This window comes from Pseudomonas sp. FP1742 (genome assembly GCF_030687145.1).
Lineage (GTDB): Bacteria > Pseudomonadota > Gammaproteobacteria > Pseudomonadales > Pseudomonadaceae > Aquipseudomonas > Aquipseudomonas frederiksbergensis_D.
On the sequence record NZ_CP117460.1, the window covers coordinates 2,964,838 to 2,982,182 of the forward strand.

11 protein-coding genes are annotated in these 17,345 nt (G+C 60.0%); 7 read left to right on the top strand and 4 right to left on the bottom strand.

Translation table 11 applies throughout. The features are described 5' to 3' along the window. The first annotated feature begins 129 nt into the window (after positions 1-129). Genes PSH64_RS13165 through PSH64_RS13175 form a run of 3 tightly spaced genes read left to right on the top strand, consistent with a single transcriptional unit; the run spans position 130 to position 3,437 of the window. Positions 130-2,277: an FUSC family protein gene (locus PSH64_RS13165; protein WP_305480895.1), complete on the top strand. Its 2,148-nt coding sequence runs from the start codon at positions 130-132 to the stop codon at positions 2,275-2,277. Then, the gene (locus PSH64_RS13170; RefSeq protein ID WP_105341827.1) at positions 2,267-2,467 is read left to right on the top strand and encodes a DUF1656 domain-containing protein; all 201 of its coding nucleotides are present in this window, start codon (positions 2,267-2,269) and stop codon (positions 2,465-2,467) included. Before PSH64_RS13165 ends, PSH64_RS13170 begins: the two co-directional genes overlap by 11 nt. Before the next feature lie 4 nt (positions 2,468-2,471). After that, positions 2,472-3,437 (top strand): HlyD family secretion protein, encoded by a 966-nt coding sequence (locus PSH64_RS13175; protein WP_305480896.1) that lies wholly within the window; start codon positions 2,472-2,474, stop codon positions 3,435-3,437. 130 nt (positions 3,438-3,567) lie between these two features. On the opposite strand, the gene PSH64_RS13180 is transcribed toward PSH64_RS13175, so the two are convergent. The 4 genes from PSH64_RS13180 to PSH64_RS13195 form a co-directional block, all read right to left on the bottom strand. Continuing rightward, the gene (locus PSH64_RS13180) at positions 3,568-4,989 is read right to left on the bottom strand and encodes an efflux transporter outer membrane subunit (protein ID WP_105341807.1); all 1,422 of its coding nucleotides are present in this window, start codon (positions 4,987-4,989) and stop codon (positions 3,568-3,570) included. Further along, complete coding sequence (locus PSH64_RS13185; RefSeq protein ID WP_305480897.1) at positions 4,986-8,177, bottom strand: efflux RND transporter permease subunit; 3,192 nt, start codon at positions 8,175-8,177, stop codon at positions 4,986-4,988. Before PSH64_RS13185 ends, PSH64_RS13180 begins: the two co-directional genes overlap by 4 nt. A gap of 15 nt (positions 8,178-8,192) precedes the next feature. Next, entirely contained in the window at positions 8,193-9,446 is a 1,254-nt protein-coding gene (gene mexE, locus PSH64_RS13190; protein ID WP_305480898.1) for a multidrug efflux RND transporter periplasmic adaptor subunit MexE, read from the bottom strand. Positions 9,447-9,765: 319 nt separating this feature from the next. After that, positions 9,766-10,683: a LysR family transcriptional regulator gene (locus PSH64_RS13195; protein WP_305480899.1), complete on the bottom strand. Its 918-nt coding sequence runs from the start codon at positions 10,681-10,683 to the stop codon at positions 9,766-9,768. Positions 10,684-10,951: 268 nt separating this feature from the next. Here PSH64_RS13195 and PSH64_RS13200 point away from each other — a divergent pair, with 268 nt between their 5' ends. The 4 genes from PSH64_RS13200 (at position 10,952) to pgm (ending at position 17,279) form a co-directional block, all read left to right on the top strand. Beyond that, positions 10,952-11,974 (top strand): zinc-dependent alcohol dehydrogenase family protein, encoded by a 1,023-nt coding sequence (locus tag PSH64_RS13200; protein WP_105341766.1) that lies wholly within the window; start codon positions 10,952-10,954, stop codon positions 11,972-11,974. Positions 11,975-12,562: 588 nt separating this feature from the next. Further along, the gene (locus tag PSH64_RS13205; RefSeq protein ID WP_305480900.1) at positions 12,563-14,053 is read left to right on the top strand and encodes a hypothetical protein; all 1,491 of its coding nucleotides are present in this window, start codon (positions 12,563-12,565) and stop codon (positions 14,051-14,053) included. A gap of 67 nt (positions 14,054-14,120) precedes the next feature. Next, positions 14,121-15,521: a PLP-dependent aminotransferase family protein gene (locus tag PSH64_RS13210; RefSeq protein WP_105341762.1), complete on the top strand. Its 1,401-nt coding sequence runs from the start codon at positions 14,121-14,123 to the stop codon at positions 15,519-15,521. Between the two features lie 111 nt (positions 15,522-15,632). Beyond that, complete coding sequence (gene pgm, locus PSH64_RS13215; RefSeq protein ID WP_305480901.1) at positions 15,633-17,279, top strand: phosphoglucomutase (alpha-D-glucose-1,6-bisphosphate-dependent); 1,647 nt, start codon at positions 15,633-15,635, stop codon at positions 17,277-17,279. The last annotated feature ends 66 nt before the right edge of the window (positions 17,280-17,345 follow it).

Below are 17,345 nucleotides of genomic sequence, written 5' to 3' on the forward strand. Positions count from 1 at the left end.
GGCTGACGGGGTGATCGACAGGCTCTATCAATATAGGAGTGCCCATCGGCGAATTGGCCTACAGGTTCTGTCGACACTGAAACCCATCGAAGCGCTGACGCAATGACTACGCTTGCAGGAGATGACTCGATGAGCACGCCCATGCAACCGTTGCTTCAATACTTCAAGGCTATTCTCAATCCTGGATGGGAGGTGCTGCTGTTTGCCCTGAGAACCATCGTGGCCGGATTGCTGACGCTGTACCTGGCTTTTGTGTTCGACCTCGACCAACCCAAGTGGTCGATCATGGCGGTGATCATCGTCAGCCAGCCATTGGGCGGCATGGCTCTGGCCCGAAGTTTCGGCCAGATCATCGGCACCACGCTGGGCGCGGCAGTCGCGGTATTGATCATGGCCATTTTCCCCCAGGCGCCGCTGCCCTTCATTATCACCCTGGCCTTATGGCTGGCGCTGTGTACCGCCGGTGGCACCTTGTTGCGCTACACCAGCTCCCAGGCGTTTGTTCTGAGCGGTTACACGGCGGTGGTGGTGGCATTGCTGGCGCAACCCGACCAGGAGGGCACGTTCCTGCTGGCCGTCACCCGTGTGACTGAAACATTATTGGCGGTGGCTTGCGTGTGTGTCGTCAGTCTTCTGACCGCGCGACCGGAGGCGGTGGCCCGGGGTTACTTCGCCAAGATCGATCAAGTGATCAAGCTGCTCGCGACTCACGCGGCAGCGGTCATTCGAACCGAGGAAAGCGAGGCCGATTTCCACCAGCGGCAAATGCAATTGTTGGGTGAGATCAGCGCCCTTGAAGGGCTGCGTCGGCATTTGTATTTCGATGCGCCACGGTTACGCAGTGCCGATAGCCTGGTGCAGTTGCTCGGCAATCAACTGGTGCTGCTGACTTCGCGGCTGACGGCATTGCGTCACCAGCGGCAACTGCTCACCGAGCGCTGGAAAGGCGCGTTGCCGGAAGAAATACAACATTTGCGTGCCGAGGAACTGGCGTTTCTCGATGAATTGGCCGTGCAAGGGCGCTCATTGTCGAACGAGGCGCGGCACCATTTCGGCGCGCTGCAACAGCGCTTCGATGACCAGGCCTACAAGGCCGAACAACTCACTGAGACGATGCCTGCCACCCTGCGCTCACTGGCCTGGGCATTGCGCTGGGAGCAGGCGCGGATGTTGGAGCAACTGGGGCAGATTCTGGAACTGAGTGACGCGATCCAGGACGGACGTGAAGCCAGTTGCGTGTTCCGCGGCCAGGAAAACCCGTTGCATCTGGACTTCACGTTGGCGGCAATGAACGCAATCCGGGCATTTACCGCGTTGCTGGTGGCCGGTCTGATCTGGATCGAGACCGCTTGGGATGGGGCCCGTGGCGGGATGATCGTGGTGGGGATTCTCTGTTCGCTGATGGCGACTTTTCCGCGACCGTTGCTGGCCAGTCAAAGCTTTGCTAGGGGGTTGGGTCTGGCCTTGGTGGTGTCGGCACTCTATCTGTTCATGCTGATGCCGATGATCAGTGATTTCGAGTTACTCGCTTTGCTGCTGGCCCCATTGCTGTATGCCGTCGCGGTGGGGCTGGCCAGCCCGCCAACCACCGGCACGGGTATTGGCCTGGGACTGACCACCCTGCTGTTGCTGGGCCCGCAAAATGTCGGAATCGGGCAAAACAGTGCCATTCAATGGTTCGAGTTTGCCGGTGCGTATATCAGTGCAGCCGCGATGGCGCTCAGCGTGTACGCCTTGATCTTCCCGTTCAGGCCCGACTTGCGGATACGCCGGCTGTTCAATGAAAGCTGCGAGCAGGTCTACGCTTTGTTGAAGACGCCGGCCACCGATGAACAGCAATTTGCGTTTGAAAGCCGCATGGTCGATCGCCTGACCATGATGCTGGGACTATTGCCGGCGACCAACGAAAAACATTCCCGCGAGCTGTTCGAAGTCAGCCTCGGGTGCATGGCACTGGGGGTGGCTTTGAACCAGCTCAGGCAACAGGGGCGAAGCAATACGTTGCTGAGTACCGAACAACAAAACCGTTTGCTGGCGGCTGTCCGTGAGACAGGACAATTGATTGCCGGGCGGCCCGGGATCGACCCTGAGCGGTTGCTCGGAAACTTGCGTGTGCTGGGCGATGAAATGGACGACCTGCATTTGGACGTTCACGAACATCTATGGTCGGTGTTCCGGATGCGTGTGGCATTGTTGATCGTGGTGTCGTTTCTGGAGCGTCATCGCAAATACTTCCAACCCGCAGACAAGGAAGGAGTGCCGGCCCTTGCCCATTGATCTGGAAGTGGGTGGCGTCTATCTGCCGCCAATCGCCCAGGCCCTGTTGCTGGCCTTGCCGATTTTTCTGCTGTTGGACTGGATCTTGCGCCGCATTGGGGTACTGCGTTTTGTCTGGCATGAAGCCCTGTTCGAAGGCGCGTTGTATGCCTGCGTATGCGCAACACTGATCCTGGTGATGGGAGCCTGATGCCTTGAAGACCATCCTTGCCCGACTCGCGACCCTGGCGGTGGTCCTGCTGGCCATCATCCTCGGCTGGTTCGCCTGGGAGCATTACACCCGTGCCCCCTGGACTCGCGATGCACGGGTGCGCGCCGATGTGGTGACGTTGTCCGCCGATGTCTCGGGGCGCATCGTCAGCCTGAATGTTCAAGACAACCAGCATGTCGAGAAGGGCCAGTTGCTGCTGGAGATCGACCCGGCCCGCTATACGCTGGCGGTGGAGCATGCCAGGCGTGCGGTGGAAGTCGCAAAAGCCACGCTGGGCCAGTCGCAAGCGACGATTGTCTCCAGCGAAGCGCTGCTCAGGCAGCGCCAAAGCGAAGAGCAGCGCCGTCGAACCCTTAAACAGCGCTTCGCGATCTCCGGCGAAGAGTGGGAAAAATCCAGCACCGAAGTGGCGGTGGCGCAGGCGGAGGTGTTGCGCAATCAGGCCAATCTGGGCCTGGCACAAGCCAACGTGCAGTTGGCGATCGCGGCATTGACCCAGGCCGAACTGGACTTGCAGCGCACACGGGTCGCAGCGCCTGTCAGCGGTTATGTGACCAACCTGTTGACGCGTCAGGGGGATTACGCCACGGCCGGAGGGGCGTTGTTGGCTCTGGTGGACAGCGACTCGTTTTATATCAGCGGCTACTTTGAAGAAACCAAGCTGCCGCGAATCGCGGAGGGCGATCGGGTCAGGGTCGAGTTGATGAGCGGTGAAACCTTCGGTGGCACCGTACAAAGCATCGCTTTTGCTATCGCCGACCGCGAGAACTCACCGGGCAGTCGTCTGCTGGCCAACATCAACCCCAGTTACACCTGGGTCAAACTGGCGCAACGGGTGCCGGTGCGGATTCAGATCGACGCCGACTTTATCGCCAAAAACCGCCTGCGTGCCGGGACCACGGCCACGGTGACCGTCATGGAAAACCGGGATAATCAGGCAACCCACTAACCCCACAAAGGCCCGCTCCCACAGGGAATGTGTTGAATTAAATACCGACAAAAAAAAGCCCCGCGACCGAACGAGGCGCGGGGCAAAAAATTGGTTGGGTTGCGGCCAACCAAAGGGGCTCTTTACAGCATTACTTGCTGGCGACTGTCTCTGGCTGCCAGCCGCCGCCGAGGGCTTTGTAGATCGCGACGATGCCGCGATACAAATCGACTTCGGCCTGGGCCTGGGTGTCTTCGGCGGCCAGGCGCTCACGCTGGGCATCGAGCAGGACGAGGAAGTCCACGGTGCCTTCGCGGTAACGAATTTGGGCCAGGTCCGCAGCGGCGCGGCTTGATTCGCTTTGGCGTATCAGCGAGATCAGGCGCTGCTGACGTTTGCCGTAATCACTGAAGGCGTTCTCCGACTCTTCCAGGGCCAGCAATACGTGCTGCTCATAGGTCGCCAGGGCACCTTCGGCTTCAGCATCGGCGCCGCGCAAACGGGCCCGCACGCTGCCCAGGTCGAACGCCGCCCAGGTAATGCTTGGGCCCAGCGCCCAGGCGTTGGCTGCCGACGAGCCGATTTGCGAACCGCGCCCGGCAGTCCAGCCAAGAAAACCGCTGAGGCTCACCCGAGGGAACAAATCAGCCTTGGCCACGCCGATGCGGGCGGTGGCAGCCGCCAATTTGCGTTCGGCGCTGCGGATGTCCGGACGCCGTTGCAACAGCTCGCCCGGATCACCAATGGGCAGTGCCTTGGCGATCGCCGGCAAGTCTTTTGGACTGAGGTCGACGCTCAGTTTGTCCGGACGTTCACCCAACAGGGTGGCGATGCGGTTGCGCTGACGCACTTGCTCCGCCTGCAGTTGCGGCACGCTGGCTTCGACAGACGCCAGGCGCGCATCGGCTCGCACCACGTCCAGTTGATCGCCGACACCTGCATCACGCAGGCTTTCGGTGATCTTGCGTGACTCTTGCTGGTTGTTCAGGTTGGCCAGGGCGATCTTTTCCCGCAGTTGTGCGCCGCGCAGTTGGCCATAAGCGTCCACCAGTTCGGCAATCATGGTGACTTGCAGTTGGTAGAGATCGGCTTCGACCGCCTGCTGTTCAGCGTCGCTGGATTCCAGGTTGCGCTGGATGCGACCGAACAGGTCCAGTTCCCAGGCCATGTCCAGACCCAGGTCATAGCGTTCGCTGTTGACCCGTTTAGTGGTCTGGCCGGGAATCTGCCCCTTGGCCAGATCACTGCTCGCGCGGCTGGTGATGGTCGGCATGGCGTCATTGCTGGCGTCATCGCGAATCGCCCGGGCCGCTTTCCAGCGGGCGAAGGCCACGCGCAAATCACGGTTGCCTTGCAGCGATTTCGTCACCAACTGATTGAGGGTCGGATCGTCGAACTGCTGCCACCAGATGCCTTCGAAACGGGCGCGGTCGAAGTTCTTCTGACCGGCGCTGCCATCGGTGGCGGCCGTGATGTTGGCCGCCTCGGTGGCTGGGGTTTTGTAGTCCGGGCCGACGGCACAGGCGCTCAGCGCCAGTACCAGCAGGCTCGGCAGGAAGGCTTTCAGGCTCATTGTTGCGCCTCCAGTTGCTTTTCCAATTTCAGCGCCTTGGCCGCTTTGCGCTGCTCACCGCGCTCCACGAAGTTGCGAATCAGTACGTAGAACACCGGCGTCAGCAGCAGACCGAAGAAGGTTACCCCGAGCATCCCGGAGAACACCGCCACACCCATGGCATGACGCATTTCGGCACCGGCACCGCTGGAGAAGACCAGAGGCACAACACCCATGATGAACGCGAAGGAGGTCATCAGGATCGGCCGCAGACGCAGACGGCAAGCTTCCAGTACCGCTGCCAGCGGGCCGAGGCCTTCTTGCTGTTTATCCTTGGCAAACTCGACGATCAGAATCGCGTTCTTGCATGCAAGTCCCACCAGTACGATCAAGCCGATCTGGGTAAAGATGTTGTTGTCGCCGCCCGAGGCAATCACCCCGGTAATGGCCGACAGCAGGGTCATCGGTACGATCAGGATCACCGCCAGCGGCAGGCTCCAGCTTTCGTATTGAGCCGCGAGTACCAGGAACGCCAGCAGTACGCAGAGCGGGAACACGAACAGCGCGGTGTTGCCGGACAGAATCTGCTGGTAGGTCAGGTCGGTCCACTCGTAGGTCATGCCGTTCGGAAGTTCATCCTTGAGCAGTTTCTCGATGGCTTTCTGGGCTTGGCCGGAGCTGTAGCCTGGGGCTGCCGCACCGTTGATTTCAGCGGTGATGAAGCCGTTGTAGTGCATCACGCGGTCTGGCCCGGAGGTGTCGCTGACCTTGATGAAGGTCGCCAACGGGATCATCTCGCCGCGGTTGTTACGCACTTTCAGTTGACCGATCTGGTCCGATTCGAGGCGGAACTGTTGCTCGGCCTGAACGTTGACCTGATAGGTGCGACCGAAGCGGTTGAAGTCGTTGGCATACAACGAACCCAGGTAGATCTGCAGGGTGTCGAAGATGTCGCTGACGGCCACGCCGTGGGTCTTGGCTTTTTCCCGGTCGATGGCGGCATCGACTTGCGGCACGTTCACGGTGTAACTGGTGAACAGACCGGCCAGTTCCGGCACGCTGCGGCTCTTGGCGATGATGTTCATGGTTTCTTTGTACAGCTCGTCATAGCCCAGGTTGCCCCGGTCTTCGATCTGCAGGCGGAAACCACCAATGGTCCCCAGGCCTTGTACCGGCGGTGGCGGGAAGATCGCCATGTAGGCTTCCTGAATCCCGGCGTACTGGCCGTTCAACGCACCGGCAATCGCACCGGCGGACATGCTCGGATCCTTACGCTCGTCGAAAGGCTTCAGGGTGACGAACACGATGCCGGCGTTAGGGCTGTTGGTGAAACCGTTGATCGACAGGCCGGGGAAGGCCACCGCGCTTTCCACGCCAGGCTGTTTCAGGGCCAGGTCGGACATGCGCTTGATCACGTCTTCGGTACGGTCCAGGCTCGCGGCATCCGGTAGTTGCGCGAAGGCCACCAGGTATTGCTTGTCCTGGCCGGGTACGAAACCGGTCGGGGTGTTGGAGAACCCGAAGAAGGTCAACACCATCAGGCCTGCGTACAGCAGCAGGGCAATACCGCTGCTGCGGATAACCCGGCCCACGGTGCCGACATAGCCGTGGCTGGCCTTGTCAAAGAAACGGTTGAACGGACGGAACAGCCAGCCACCGAAGATCTTGTCCAGCACCTTGGAGAAGCGGTCCTTTGGCGCGTCATGGCTCTTGAGCAACACGGCGGCCAGTGCTGGCGACAAGGTCAGCGAGTTGAAAGCCGAGATCACGGTCGAAATCGCAATCGTCAGGGCAAACTGTTTGTAGAACTGCCCGGTCAAGCCGGAGATGAACGCGGCCGGGATAAACACCGCACACAGCACCAGCGCCGTCGCGATGATCGGACCGGTCACTTCACGCATCGCACGCTTGGTGGCTTCCACAGGGGTTAACCCGAGCCCGATGTTTCGCTCGACGTTCTCCACCACCACAATCGCATCGTCGACCACGATACCGATGGCCAGTACCAGTCCGAACAGCGACAGGGCGTTCAGCGAGAAGCCGAACAGGTGCATCACGGCAAACGTACCGATCAGCGAAACCGGCACCGCCACCAACGGGATGATCGAGGCGCGCCAGGTTTGCAGGAACAGGATCACCACCAGCACAACCAGGATCAGTGCTTCGAAGAGGGTGTGAACCACCGCCTCGATGGAGCCGCGCACGAAGATCGTCGGGTCATAAACAATGCTGAAGTCCATGCCTTCCGGGAAGTTCTTCTTCAGTTCGGCCATTTTCGCCCGAACGTCGTTGGAGATCTGAATTGCGTTGGAGCCCGGGCGCTGGAAGATCGGGATCGCCACCGCCGGTTGGTTGTTCAGCAAGGAGCGCAGGGCGTATTGGCTGGAGCCGAGTTCGACACGAGCGATGTCTTTGAGGCGAGTGATTTCACCATTTTCGCCAGAGCGAATGATGATGTTCTCGAACTCTTCCTCGGACACCAGACGGCCTTGGGTATTGACCGACAGCTGGAATGCCGTGGCATTCGGCGCAGGCGGAGCACCCAGGGCACCGGCCGCCACTTGACGGTTCTGTTCACGAATCGCGGTGACCACATCGGTGGCGGTCAGGTTGCGCGAAGCGGTCTTGTTCGGATCGAGCCACACCCGCAGCGAGTAATCGCCCATGCCGAACAGCTGCACATCACCGACACCGCCCAGACGCGCCAGCTCATCCTTGATGTTGAGCAAGGCGTAGTTGGACAGGTAGAGCATGTCGTAGCGTTTGTCCGGCGAGGTCAAGTGCACAACCATGGTCAGGTCGGGCGATGCCTTGTCGACGGTGATACCGATGCGCGTCACTTCCTCGGGAAGTTTCGGCTCGGACCGGGTCACGCGGTTCTGCACTTGTACCTGCGCGTTGTCCAGGTCGGTGCCCAGGGCGAAGGTGATGGTCAGGGTGATCTTGCCGTCAGCAGTGGACTGCGAGGACATGTACAGCATGTTCTCGACGCCGGTGATGGCTTGCTCCAGCGGAGCGGCCACGGTTTCACCGATGACCTTAGGGTTGGCGCCCGGGAAGTTGGCGCGGACCACCACAGTCGGTGGCACCACTTCCGGGTATTCGCTGATCGGCAACTGGAACAGCGAGATCGCGCCGGCGATCAGGATCAGCAGCGACAGCACCGCTGCGAAGATCGGCCGTGAAATGAAGAATTGGGAGAAATTCATCGGAGTAATTGCCCCTTAACCGCGTGGAGTCGCAGCAGCCACTTTCACAACCGTACCCGGCGCAACCTTGGCAGGTGCGACTTGGGGCAGGTTGCTGGCTTCCAGCGCTTGTCGTTGTTGTGCGAGGGCCGCGAGGGTTTCCTTGCTGGCCATCGGAATCACCTCAGGGGTGACCGGTGAGCCAGGACGAACCCGTTGCAAGCCCTTGACGATGATGGTGTCGTCCTTGTTCAGGCCGCTGCGCACGATGCGCAAACCTTCGATCTTCGGACCCAGTTCGACGGGGCGGTAAGCCGTTTTGTTGTCGGCATCCATCACCAGCACGAACTTTTTACCCAGGTCGGTACCCACTGCTTCGTCGTTGATCAGTACCGCGGAGTAAGTGCCGCTGCCCACCAGTTTCAGGCGTGCATAAAGGCCCGGGGTGTAGCTGCCATCGCTGTTGTCGAACACCGCACGACCGCGGATGGTGCCGGTCTTCGGGTTGACCTGGTTGTCGACGAAGTTCATCTGGCCCTGGTGCGGGTTGCCGTCTTCATTGGACAGACCCATGTAAACCGGGGTGGTGGCGCCGCGTTGACCCTGGCGGGCGAGCTGGTTGTACTTGAGGAACACGCGCTCGTCGGCATCGAAGTAGGCGTAGACCTTGTCGGTGGACACCACGCTGGTCAGGGCGGTGGTATCGGCGGTCACAAGGTTGCCGGCGGTGATTTCCGCCCGGCTGACGCGACCGCTGATAGGCGCAGTCACGCGGGTGAAGCTCAGGTTCAGTTTGGCCAGGTCCAGTTGTGCCTGAAGCGCGCCGACGGCGGCGCGAGCTTCTTGAGCAGCGCTGGTGCGCGAGTCGGCGAGTTCGGCGGAAATCGCGTTGCTGGTGCGCAGACGTTCGCCGCGTTGGGCTTCGTTTTCGCTGCGGGTGGCTGTGGCGCGAGCTTGCGCAACCAGGGCTTCGAGGCGGCGGACCTCAGCCTGGAACGGACGCGGGTCGATCTGGAACAACAGATCGCCTTTCTTGACCAATGCGCCTTCGGTGAAGGTTACGTCATCGATCTGGCCGGAGACCCGTGGACGAATCTCAACCGTTTCCGGCGCTTCAAGGCGCCCGGTGAATTCGTCCCACTCGTTGACCGGTTGCTCCAGCACCTTGGCCACACTGACTTTCGCCGCGGGCATGGTGGCGGCAGCGTCCGGAGTCTTGCCGCAGGCGCTCATCACCATCACGGCCAACAGGGCCAAGGGGAAGCGCAAATGTTTGAATGACTGTTCCATGGATGCATCCGCCAATGTATTGAGATGGGCGGATAATGCTTGGCGGGGTGGTATCGCACGAATCGAATGGGGCGAAGGTAACTATCATTCGGAATGATATAAGCTCAAGGCGAGCCCTCTAGCATGCACCTTCCGTTAGTGGGCTATCAAATGAAATGATGACAATTGTGTGTTGCGGGGAGTGCAAAGGTCTGGCTTGAAGCTGTGTCGCGGCCATCGCGAGCAGGCTCGCTCCACGGGAGATTTCATTAACACCACGAATCCCTGTGGGAGCGGGCTTGCCCGCGAAGAGGTCATCAGCCTCAATACAAAATCCGGATCAAGCCAGGCTATCCGGATCCCCGAAAAACATCTGAATCCGCGACCGTAACCACCGCTCACCCGGATCATTGTCCTGCGACCCGCGCCAGGCCATGTGCAATTCAAAGCTGCGCACCGGCAACGGCGGGTCCTCTGCCCGAACACCACCGGCCGCGGTCAACGCTTCGGCGGTATAGTCCGGGACGGTGGCCACGATATCGGTGCCGCTGATCAGTGTGCTCAACCCGTTGAACTGCGGCACTGCCAGCACGACATGCCGTTTGCGCCCCAGCTTCTCCAGCTCTTCATCTATAAAGCCGCTCAGGTCGCCCGCGAACGACACCAGCGCGTGGGGGCGGGCGCAGAAGTCATCCAGACTCAACGGCCCCGGCACCGTGTCGGCGCGCAACAGTTTCGGCATGCTGCGGCGCAATACCTTGCGCTTGGCGTTGGCCGGCAGGTCGGCGGTGTAGCTGACGCCGATGGAAATTTCGCCCGAGGCCAGCAGGCTCGGCATCAGAATGTAGTTGGCCCGACGCACCACCAGCACGATACCCGGTGCCTCGGCGCGCAGCCGCTTGAGCAGCATCGGCAGCAGCGCGAACTCGACATCGTCCGACAGGCCGATGCGAAACACCGCGGTGCTGGTCGCCGGGTCGAACTCTGCCGCGCGACTGACTGCGGTGGAAATCGAATCCAGGGCCGGCGAGAGCAGGGCGAAGATTTCCACCGCCCGGGCGGAAGGCTCCATGCTGCGGCCGGTGCGCACGAACAGCGGGTCATCGAACAGCCCGCGCAGGCGCGAGAGCGCCGCGCTGATGGCCGGCTGGCCGAGGAACAGTTTCTCCGCAGCGCGGGTCACGCTGCGTTCGTGCATCAGTGTTTCGAAGACGATCAACAGGTTCAGGTCGACACGACGCAGGTCATTACGATTCATCTGGAGTCCTGGCAGATTCAGCAAACTTGACGTGAGCGACCATATGAGAACAATGGCCGGCATGAATCTTACGGGGAAAGACTGGTACTCTGCACAGGGTAATTCAGTTTTTCCTGAAAGGCTGCTTCGGTTTTAACGGCATTTGATGATGTCGCCGTCGCTGCGGAATCAATGACAGGCATGTCGACTATTAATAGCCACTGATGGTCTTGGGTAGAAAGCCCAGATAGAGTTCAGGGCATTAGAGGTTACTTTGACGAGGTTTGCGATGTCCCGCACGATCCGTTTTCACAAGTTTGGTCCGGCCGAGGTGCTCAAATGCGAAGAGCATGCGACCGCTCTGCCTGCGCCGGGCGAAGTGCAGGTGCGTGTCGAGGCGATTGGCATCAGCTGGTACGACATTCTCTGGCGCCAGAACCTGGCTTCGTCCCATGCTCGCCTGCCTTCAGGCCTGGGTCATGAAATGGCCGGCGTGGTCACGGCGCTCGGCGAGGGCGTCGATGACCTGGCCATCGGTGACAAGGTCGCCAGCTTCCCGGCCGAAAGCCCCAACGACTATCCGGTCTACGGTGAACAGATCGTTCTGCCGCGTTCGGCTCTGACCCGCTACCCGGACGTGCTCAGTCCGGTCGAAGCCAGCGTGCACTACACACCGTTGTTGATTGCCTATTTTGCTTATGCCGATCTGGCTCGCGTCAAGCCCGGGCAATTCGCTCTGGTAACCGACGCCAGTCACTGCGCCGGGCCGTCGTTCGTGCAGTTGGGCAAAGCCCTCGGCGTGCGAGTGATCGCTGCGACCAAAACCGCGGACGAGCGTGAGTATCTGCTGTCGCTGGGTGCCGAGAAAGTCATCGTCACTGAAGAAGAAGATCTGCTGATGCGGATCAACAAAATTACCGACAACCGCGGTGTGGATGTGGTGTTCGATGGCCTGGGTGGTCCGCAGATGTCACTGCTCGGCGATGTGCTCGCACCTCGCGGCAGCCTGGTGCTCTATGGCCTGCAAGGCGGTAACCAGACCCCATTCCCGGCCTGTGCGGCGTTCCAGAAAAACATTCAGTTCTTCGTGCACTGCATCGGCAACTTCACCGGCAAGCCGGAACTGGGCATCCTCCAGGATCAGGCTGCGTTGCAACGCGCCCTGCGCGACATCAACCAGTTGACCGCGGACCGTGTGCTGCTACCGCTCAAGACTCGGGTCTTCCCGTTTTCCGAGTTTGTCCAAGCGCATCGCTATATGGATGAATGCCCATGTCGCGAACGGGTCGCCCTGAAGGTCGAACCTGCCTGAGCTCCTCGCATGAGCCTCTTTGTATAACCCGTTCTGGAAAAGTCCGTGCAACCACGGACTTTTCTGCGGTCGACACCTCCTCAACGAGACATCCCATGGGTCCTTCTGTGGGTCGGTTCAGCAACTGAACTGGTTTTTGCTCTCGATCTGTATCTTCTAATCATTATGTAAGCCCTGATAATTGAATGATTATTTCATCTCAAGGAAAGAGTCATGGCTGGGTATCAGGTTGAAACTTTTCAACGCGCATTGGCAATACATGCTCAACAAATAAGGCGACGACGTTCGGTTGCCATACAATTATTGGCAACTTCTTTCTTTATTTCTTGTGTTAAATGTCTGTGGGATGCTGTCGGAAATTTCCTAGGAAACTTCACAAAAGCCCGAGGGGCCCAGCCTGCAGGGCATTGCGGCGGTCTTGCCTTGCCTGGAGGGCGCGCGACGCGGAATCATTTCAAATAATTACATGAAACTTAAGTGCTAGCATTTAAAAATGTTCCCGGCACTCCATTCATGACAGGCAATCCGTCGCGCGGTACATGTAATTGTTTGCGTGGCGTCGAACTTATAAGTAACAGGTAAACAATGATGACCCATACCCATGAACAGGCAATGAATTATGTTTATCAACAAATACTGCAGCGCTTGCTGAGTTTTTTCTCGCGCGCCGAGCGCACGGCATTGCAACTGATGATTCAGCGCCTGGTGGTGTCTGCTGGAGGTATGGAGCGTATCGGTAATTACAAGGTATTGGCGATCCAGTCCGGCTCCCGCGACAGCTGCTACACCCTGGCGCTGCTGCGTGCCGCGCAACTGAGTATCGCCAGCCGGGCTCCGGCGACGTTTCAGCTGCGAGTGGCCACTTTGCGCCTGAATGGCACGGCACCGATGGCCCTGGAAAACATTCATCGCAGCTGCAGCGCGCTGTTTCTCTACGACGATCCCCGGGTCGAAGTGTTGATGGTTGATCATCGTGAAGTCCTGCCGTTCAATCACCTGATGCCGATCTCCGAAGCCGGTCGCGAGTGGAATCGGCGCAACCAGCTGATGGTCGGGCACCGTCGCGCCTGGGACGGGCCGCTTGAGCTATGGGATGACGGATACCTGGCTACCGGCGAGTTTTATGGACAAATCGCCCGCTGGAACACAGGCGTCGATGTACTGGTCAGTAGCGATCCGCCCCGTCGACAGGCGCAGTTTCTCGACGGTTTGAACCGTGCCGCAGCCAAGGCCGGGCTAAAAGCGCCGGACTCTCATGAAGCGGGTTACGAGGGATTGTTCGCGCGGCTCGATGAGCTGGGCAGCGACTGCTACCGCGCGTTTTATCCCGATGCCGCCCAGGCTCAATGGCGTCCGGCCGACTGCTTTGAGGCCTGCCGCCGTACGACCTTCATCGACATTCACGACATGCTGGTCAGCAATCTCGAAGAACGCTGGCCGCTGCTCACCGACTTTCTCGGATTTCAGCCTGATGAATTGACGGCTCAACTCAGCGAGAACGACTACGTGAGTCTGTCGATCTCCGCGCACCTTCGCGGTCTGCAAGCATGCTTTGTGCTAGGTCGCACCTACGAGGCAGGGGTCAATGAGTACCTGCAGCGGGCGTTGGTGATGATGCGTCGCAAGCAGTTGCCCGAGCGTTTTTGCGAGCAGGCGATGGAGACTTTCGGCAATCCGCTGACGATGGCCGATCAGCGCGCAATGGCAACGGCCGAGGCGCAAAAGAACCTCGGTTTGAGTGAAGCCCAATTGGTGTGTCTGCTGTTCGCACCTTTTGTCGATCGCGGCGCGGCGCTTGAGCACTTTCTCCGTCAGTGCCACCCCGGCATGCTGGTGGCGCTACCGGATTTGCATCGGGCGATGCAGGGCGGCCCGGCACCCGAGCAGGTCCTGCAGTGGATGGTTGATGTCAGTGGGTTGCCGGTCAATCTGATCGGTACGCTGTACCGCATGGAGCCGTTTGTCCGGGATAAGGGCAGGGTGCCTGGCACGGAAAGCGGCGATGTGGATGAGCAAGCAGCAGTCATGGACCCCGAAAATGAAACGGCCGTGACTGGCGAATGGTCGACGGGGCGGTGAACGTGCCTGGTTTGACGGATTCATCGAGGATGCGTCACGACGTTCGTAGTGTGTTTGGTCATCACCCATGAAAGGACCACGAGATTCCGATTTTGCGTACCAGGCGGTGTACCGTTACCTCAATAGTCTGATCAATGAGCCGGGTAATGACACGAGAGTGCGCCTGCCCTCATTGCGACAATTGGCGGATCGTTTGAATGTGTCGATCTCGACCATTCAATACGCCTATTCGCTGTTGGAGAAGGAGGGACGCGTCTATTCAGTCGCCAAGTCGGGTTATTACGCATTGCCAGTGTCCTCTATCGGTATGCCTGGCAGTGGCAAGGACCTGCTCGAAACCGTCTATGTCAACGCCAGGCGTCCTGGCATGCTGGTGCTGAGCGCCGATGAGCCAGCGTTGTTGCAACCCCTGGACAGCCCGTTGTTGTTGCTGGAGCGAGAACTGCTGCGCCAATACCCGCGCCAGCCACAGCCGTCTTCACAGCCCTGCGGCGAGCTGGAATTGCGCACAGCGCTCGCGGCGCGCTACACCACTTCGCCGACACGCTGCTGGCATGCCGACGATGTCTACATCGGTGCCGACCTGCGCGGTGTACTGGAAATATTGATCGCCGTCCTTGGCCTCAAAGATGCGGTGGTCGTGGTCGAATCGCCATGCGACTGGGTCATTCTGCGCTTGTTCCAGGATGCCGATGTGCAGGTTGTCGAGCTGCCGCTGCAAGCCTGTGGTGGTCTGGATCTTGAGCAGCTCAGAGCGCTGCTCGAAACCGAACCGGTGCAGCTGGTGATGCTTTCATCGGGGTTGAACATGCCACGGGGGAGTGTGGCGCCTGACCACAACAAAAAATCTACCGCGCAGCTGTTGGAGCAGCATGGCTGTTGGGTATTGGAAAACGATTGTTACGGCGAGCTCGAATTCGAGCCGAACGGCCTGCGGTTTCGCGATCTGCTGGACCCCGATCGGCTGATCGTGTTTTCCACGTTCGAGAAAATCATCGGTTCGGAGGCACCCTATGGTTATCTGCTTTCGCGGCAGCTGCGCGCCGACCTGCAGCGGCACTTTCTGCTGCGGGCGTTCCGTTTGTCACTGATTCGTCAGAAGGCCATCGCACGGCTGTACAGCAATGGACGCATCGATCAACACCTGCTGGTGTTGCGTCGGCTGCTCAAGGAACGCATGGTGCTGATGACCCAACTGCTTCAAGAGCGTTTGCCGGATGCGCTGCATTTCGTCGAGCCCCGGGGCGGGGCGACGGTCTGGATTCGCTCGTTGCGTCAGGTCAACATCCATCGAGTGTTCCAGCGCCTGCTCAAGCAGCAAGTGGTCATCGCGCCGGGGGAGTTGTTCAGCCTGCAGGGGCTGCACGCCCAGCACTTGCGCCTGAGTCATACGTTCGGCGGCGACCACGAGCTCGTCGCCGCACTGGGACGGCTGGGAGATGCCTTGCGTCTGGAATCGATCGATTGAGCCCGGGCGCCAGGCATCCTGCGGAACCTGACAATCGATAACGTCGCGCGATGGTCAAACTGTCAGTAAACTGCGTCCCTATCCCGAACCACTCTATTTCAGAGGTTTTGCATGACACTCAGTCCTTTTGCGGGCAAACCGGCACCGGCAGAACTGTTGGTCGACATCCCGCGACTGGTGACGGCCTATTACACCGGCCAGCCCGATGCAGCCATTTCTACCCAGCGCGTCGCCTTCGGCACGTCCGGACACCGAGGTAGCTCGTTCGATCTGAGTTTCAACGAATGGCACGTTCTGGCCATCAGCCAGGCGATCTGCCTGTACCGTGAAGCCCAGGGTATCGACGGCCCGCTGTTCGTCGGGATCGACACCCACGCGCTGTCCACGCCGGCCGGTGCCAGTGCCCTGGAAGTGCTGGCGGCGAACGGTGTGACGGTGATGATCGCCGAAGGCGACGAGTACACACCGACGCCGGCCATTTCCCATGCGATTCTTTGCTACAACCGTGGGCGCACTTCGGGCCTGGCGGACGGCATCGTCATCACGCCGTCCCACAACCCGCCGCAAAGCGGGGGCTACAAGTACAATCCAACCAACGGCGGCCCGGCCGATACCCACATCACCAAGTGGATCGAAGCCAAGGCCAACGAGTTGCTGGCGGCCAAACTCGCCGGCGTCAAACGCATCAGCTACGAGCAGGCCCTGAAGGCCGGCACTACCCATCGTCACGATTACCTCAACACCTATGTCGCCGACCTGGTCAACGTGATCGACTTCGACGCCATCCGCGATGCGAAGCTGCGCCTGGGTGTCGATCCGCTGGGTGGAGCAGGGGTGCGCTACTGGTCGGCGATTGCCGAGCACTACCGCCTGGACCTGGAAGTGGTGAATAAACAGGTCGATGCGACGTTCCGTTTCATGACCGTCGACTGGGACGGGCAGATCCGCATGGACCCATCGTCCAGCCACGCCATGCAAGGCCTGATCGGCCTGAAAGAGCGTTTCGACGTGGCGTTTGCCTGCGACCCGGACCACGACCGCCACGGCATCGTGACGCCGTCCGGTGGTTTGCTGGCGCCGAACAACTACCTCGCGGTGTCGATCGACTACCTGTTCCAGAACCGTCCACTGTGGCGCGCCGATGCGGCCGTGGGTAAAACCGTGGTCAGCAGTGGCCTGATCGATCGCGTGGCCAAACGTCTGGGCCGTCGTCTGTACGAAGTGCCGGTCGGCTTCAAATGGTTTGCCGACGGTCTGTTCGACGGCTCCCTGGGTTTTGGCGGTGAGGAAAGTGCCGGCGCATCGTTCCTGCGCAAGGACGGCGGTGTCTGGAGTACCGACAAGGACGGTTTGATTCCGGCGCTGCTGGCCGCTGAAATGACCGCTCGCACGGGCCGTGATCCAAGCCAGGCCTATCGCGCGTTGACCGATGAACTGGGTGAGCCGTTCTCGGTGCGCGTTGATGCCAAGGCCAATCCTGAGCAGAAAGCACTGCTGAGCAAATTGTCGCCGGACCAGGTCACCTCCACTCAACTGGCGGGCGAAGCGATCCAGAGCATCCTCAGCCACGCCCCGGGTAATGACCAGGCCATCGGCGGCCTGAAAGTCATGACCGAGAACGGCTGGTTCGCGGCGCGGCCGTCGGGCACCGAGGATATCTACAAGATCTACGCCGAAAGCTTTGTCAGTGACGATCACCTCAAGCAATTGGTGGCCGAGGCTCAGACATTGGTGGATGGCGCAATCTCTGCGAAGTGATTGAAGGCCCATCGCGGGCAAGCCCGCTCCCCCAAGGATTTGCGCTAAACCTGTGGGAGCGGGCTT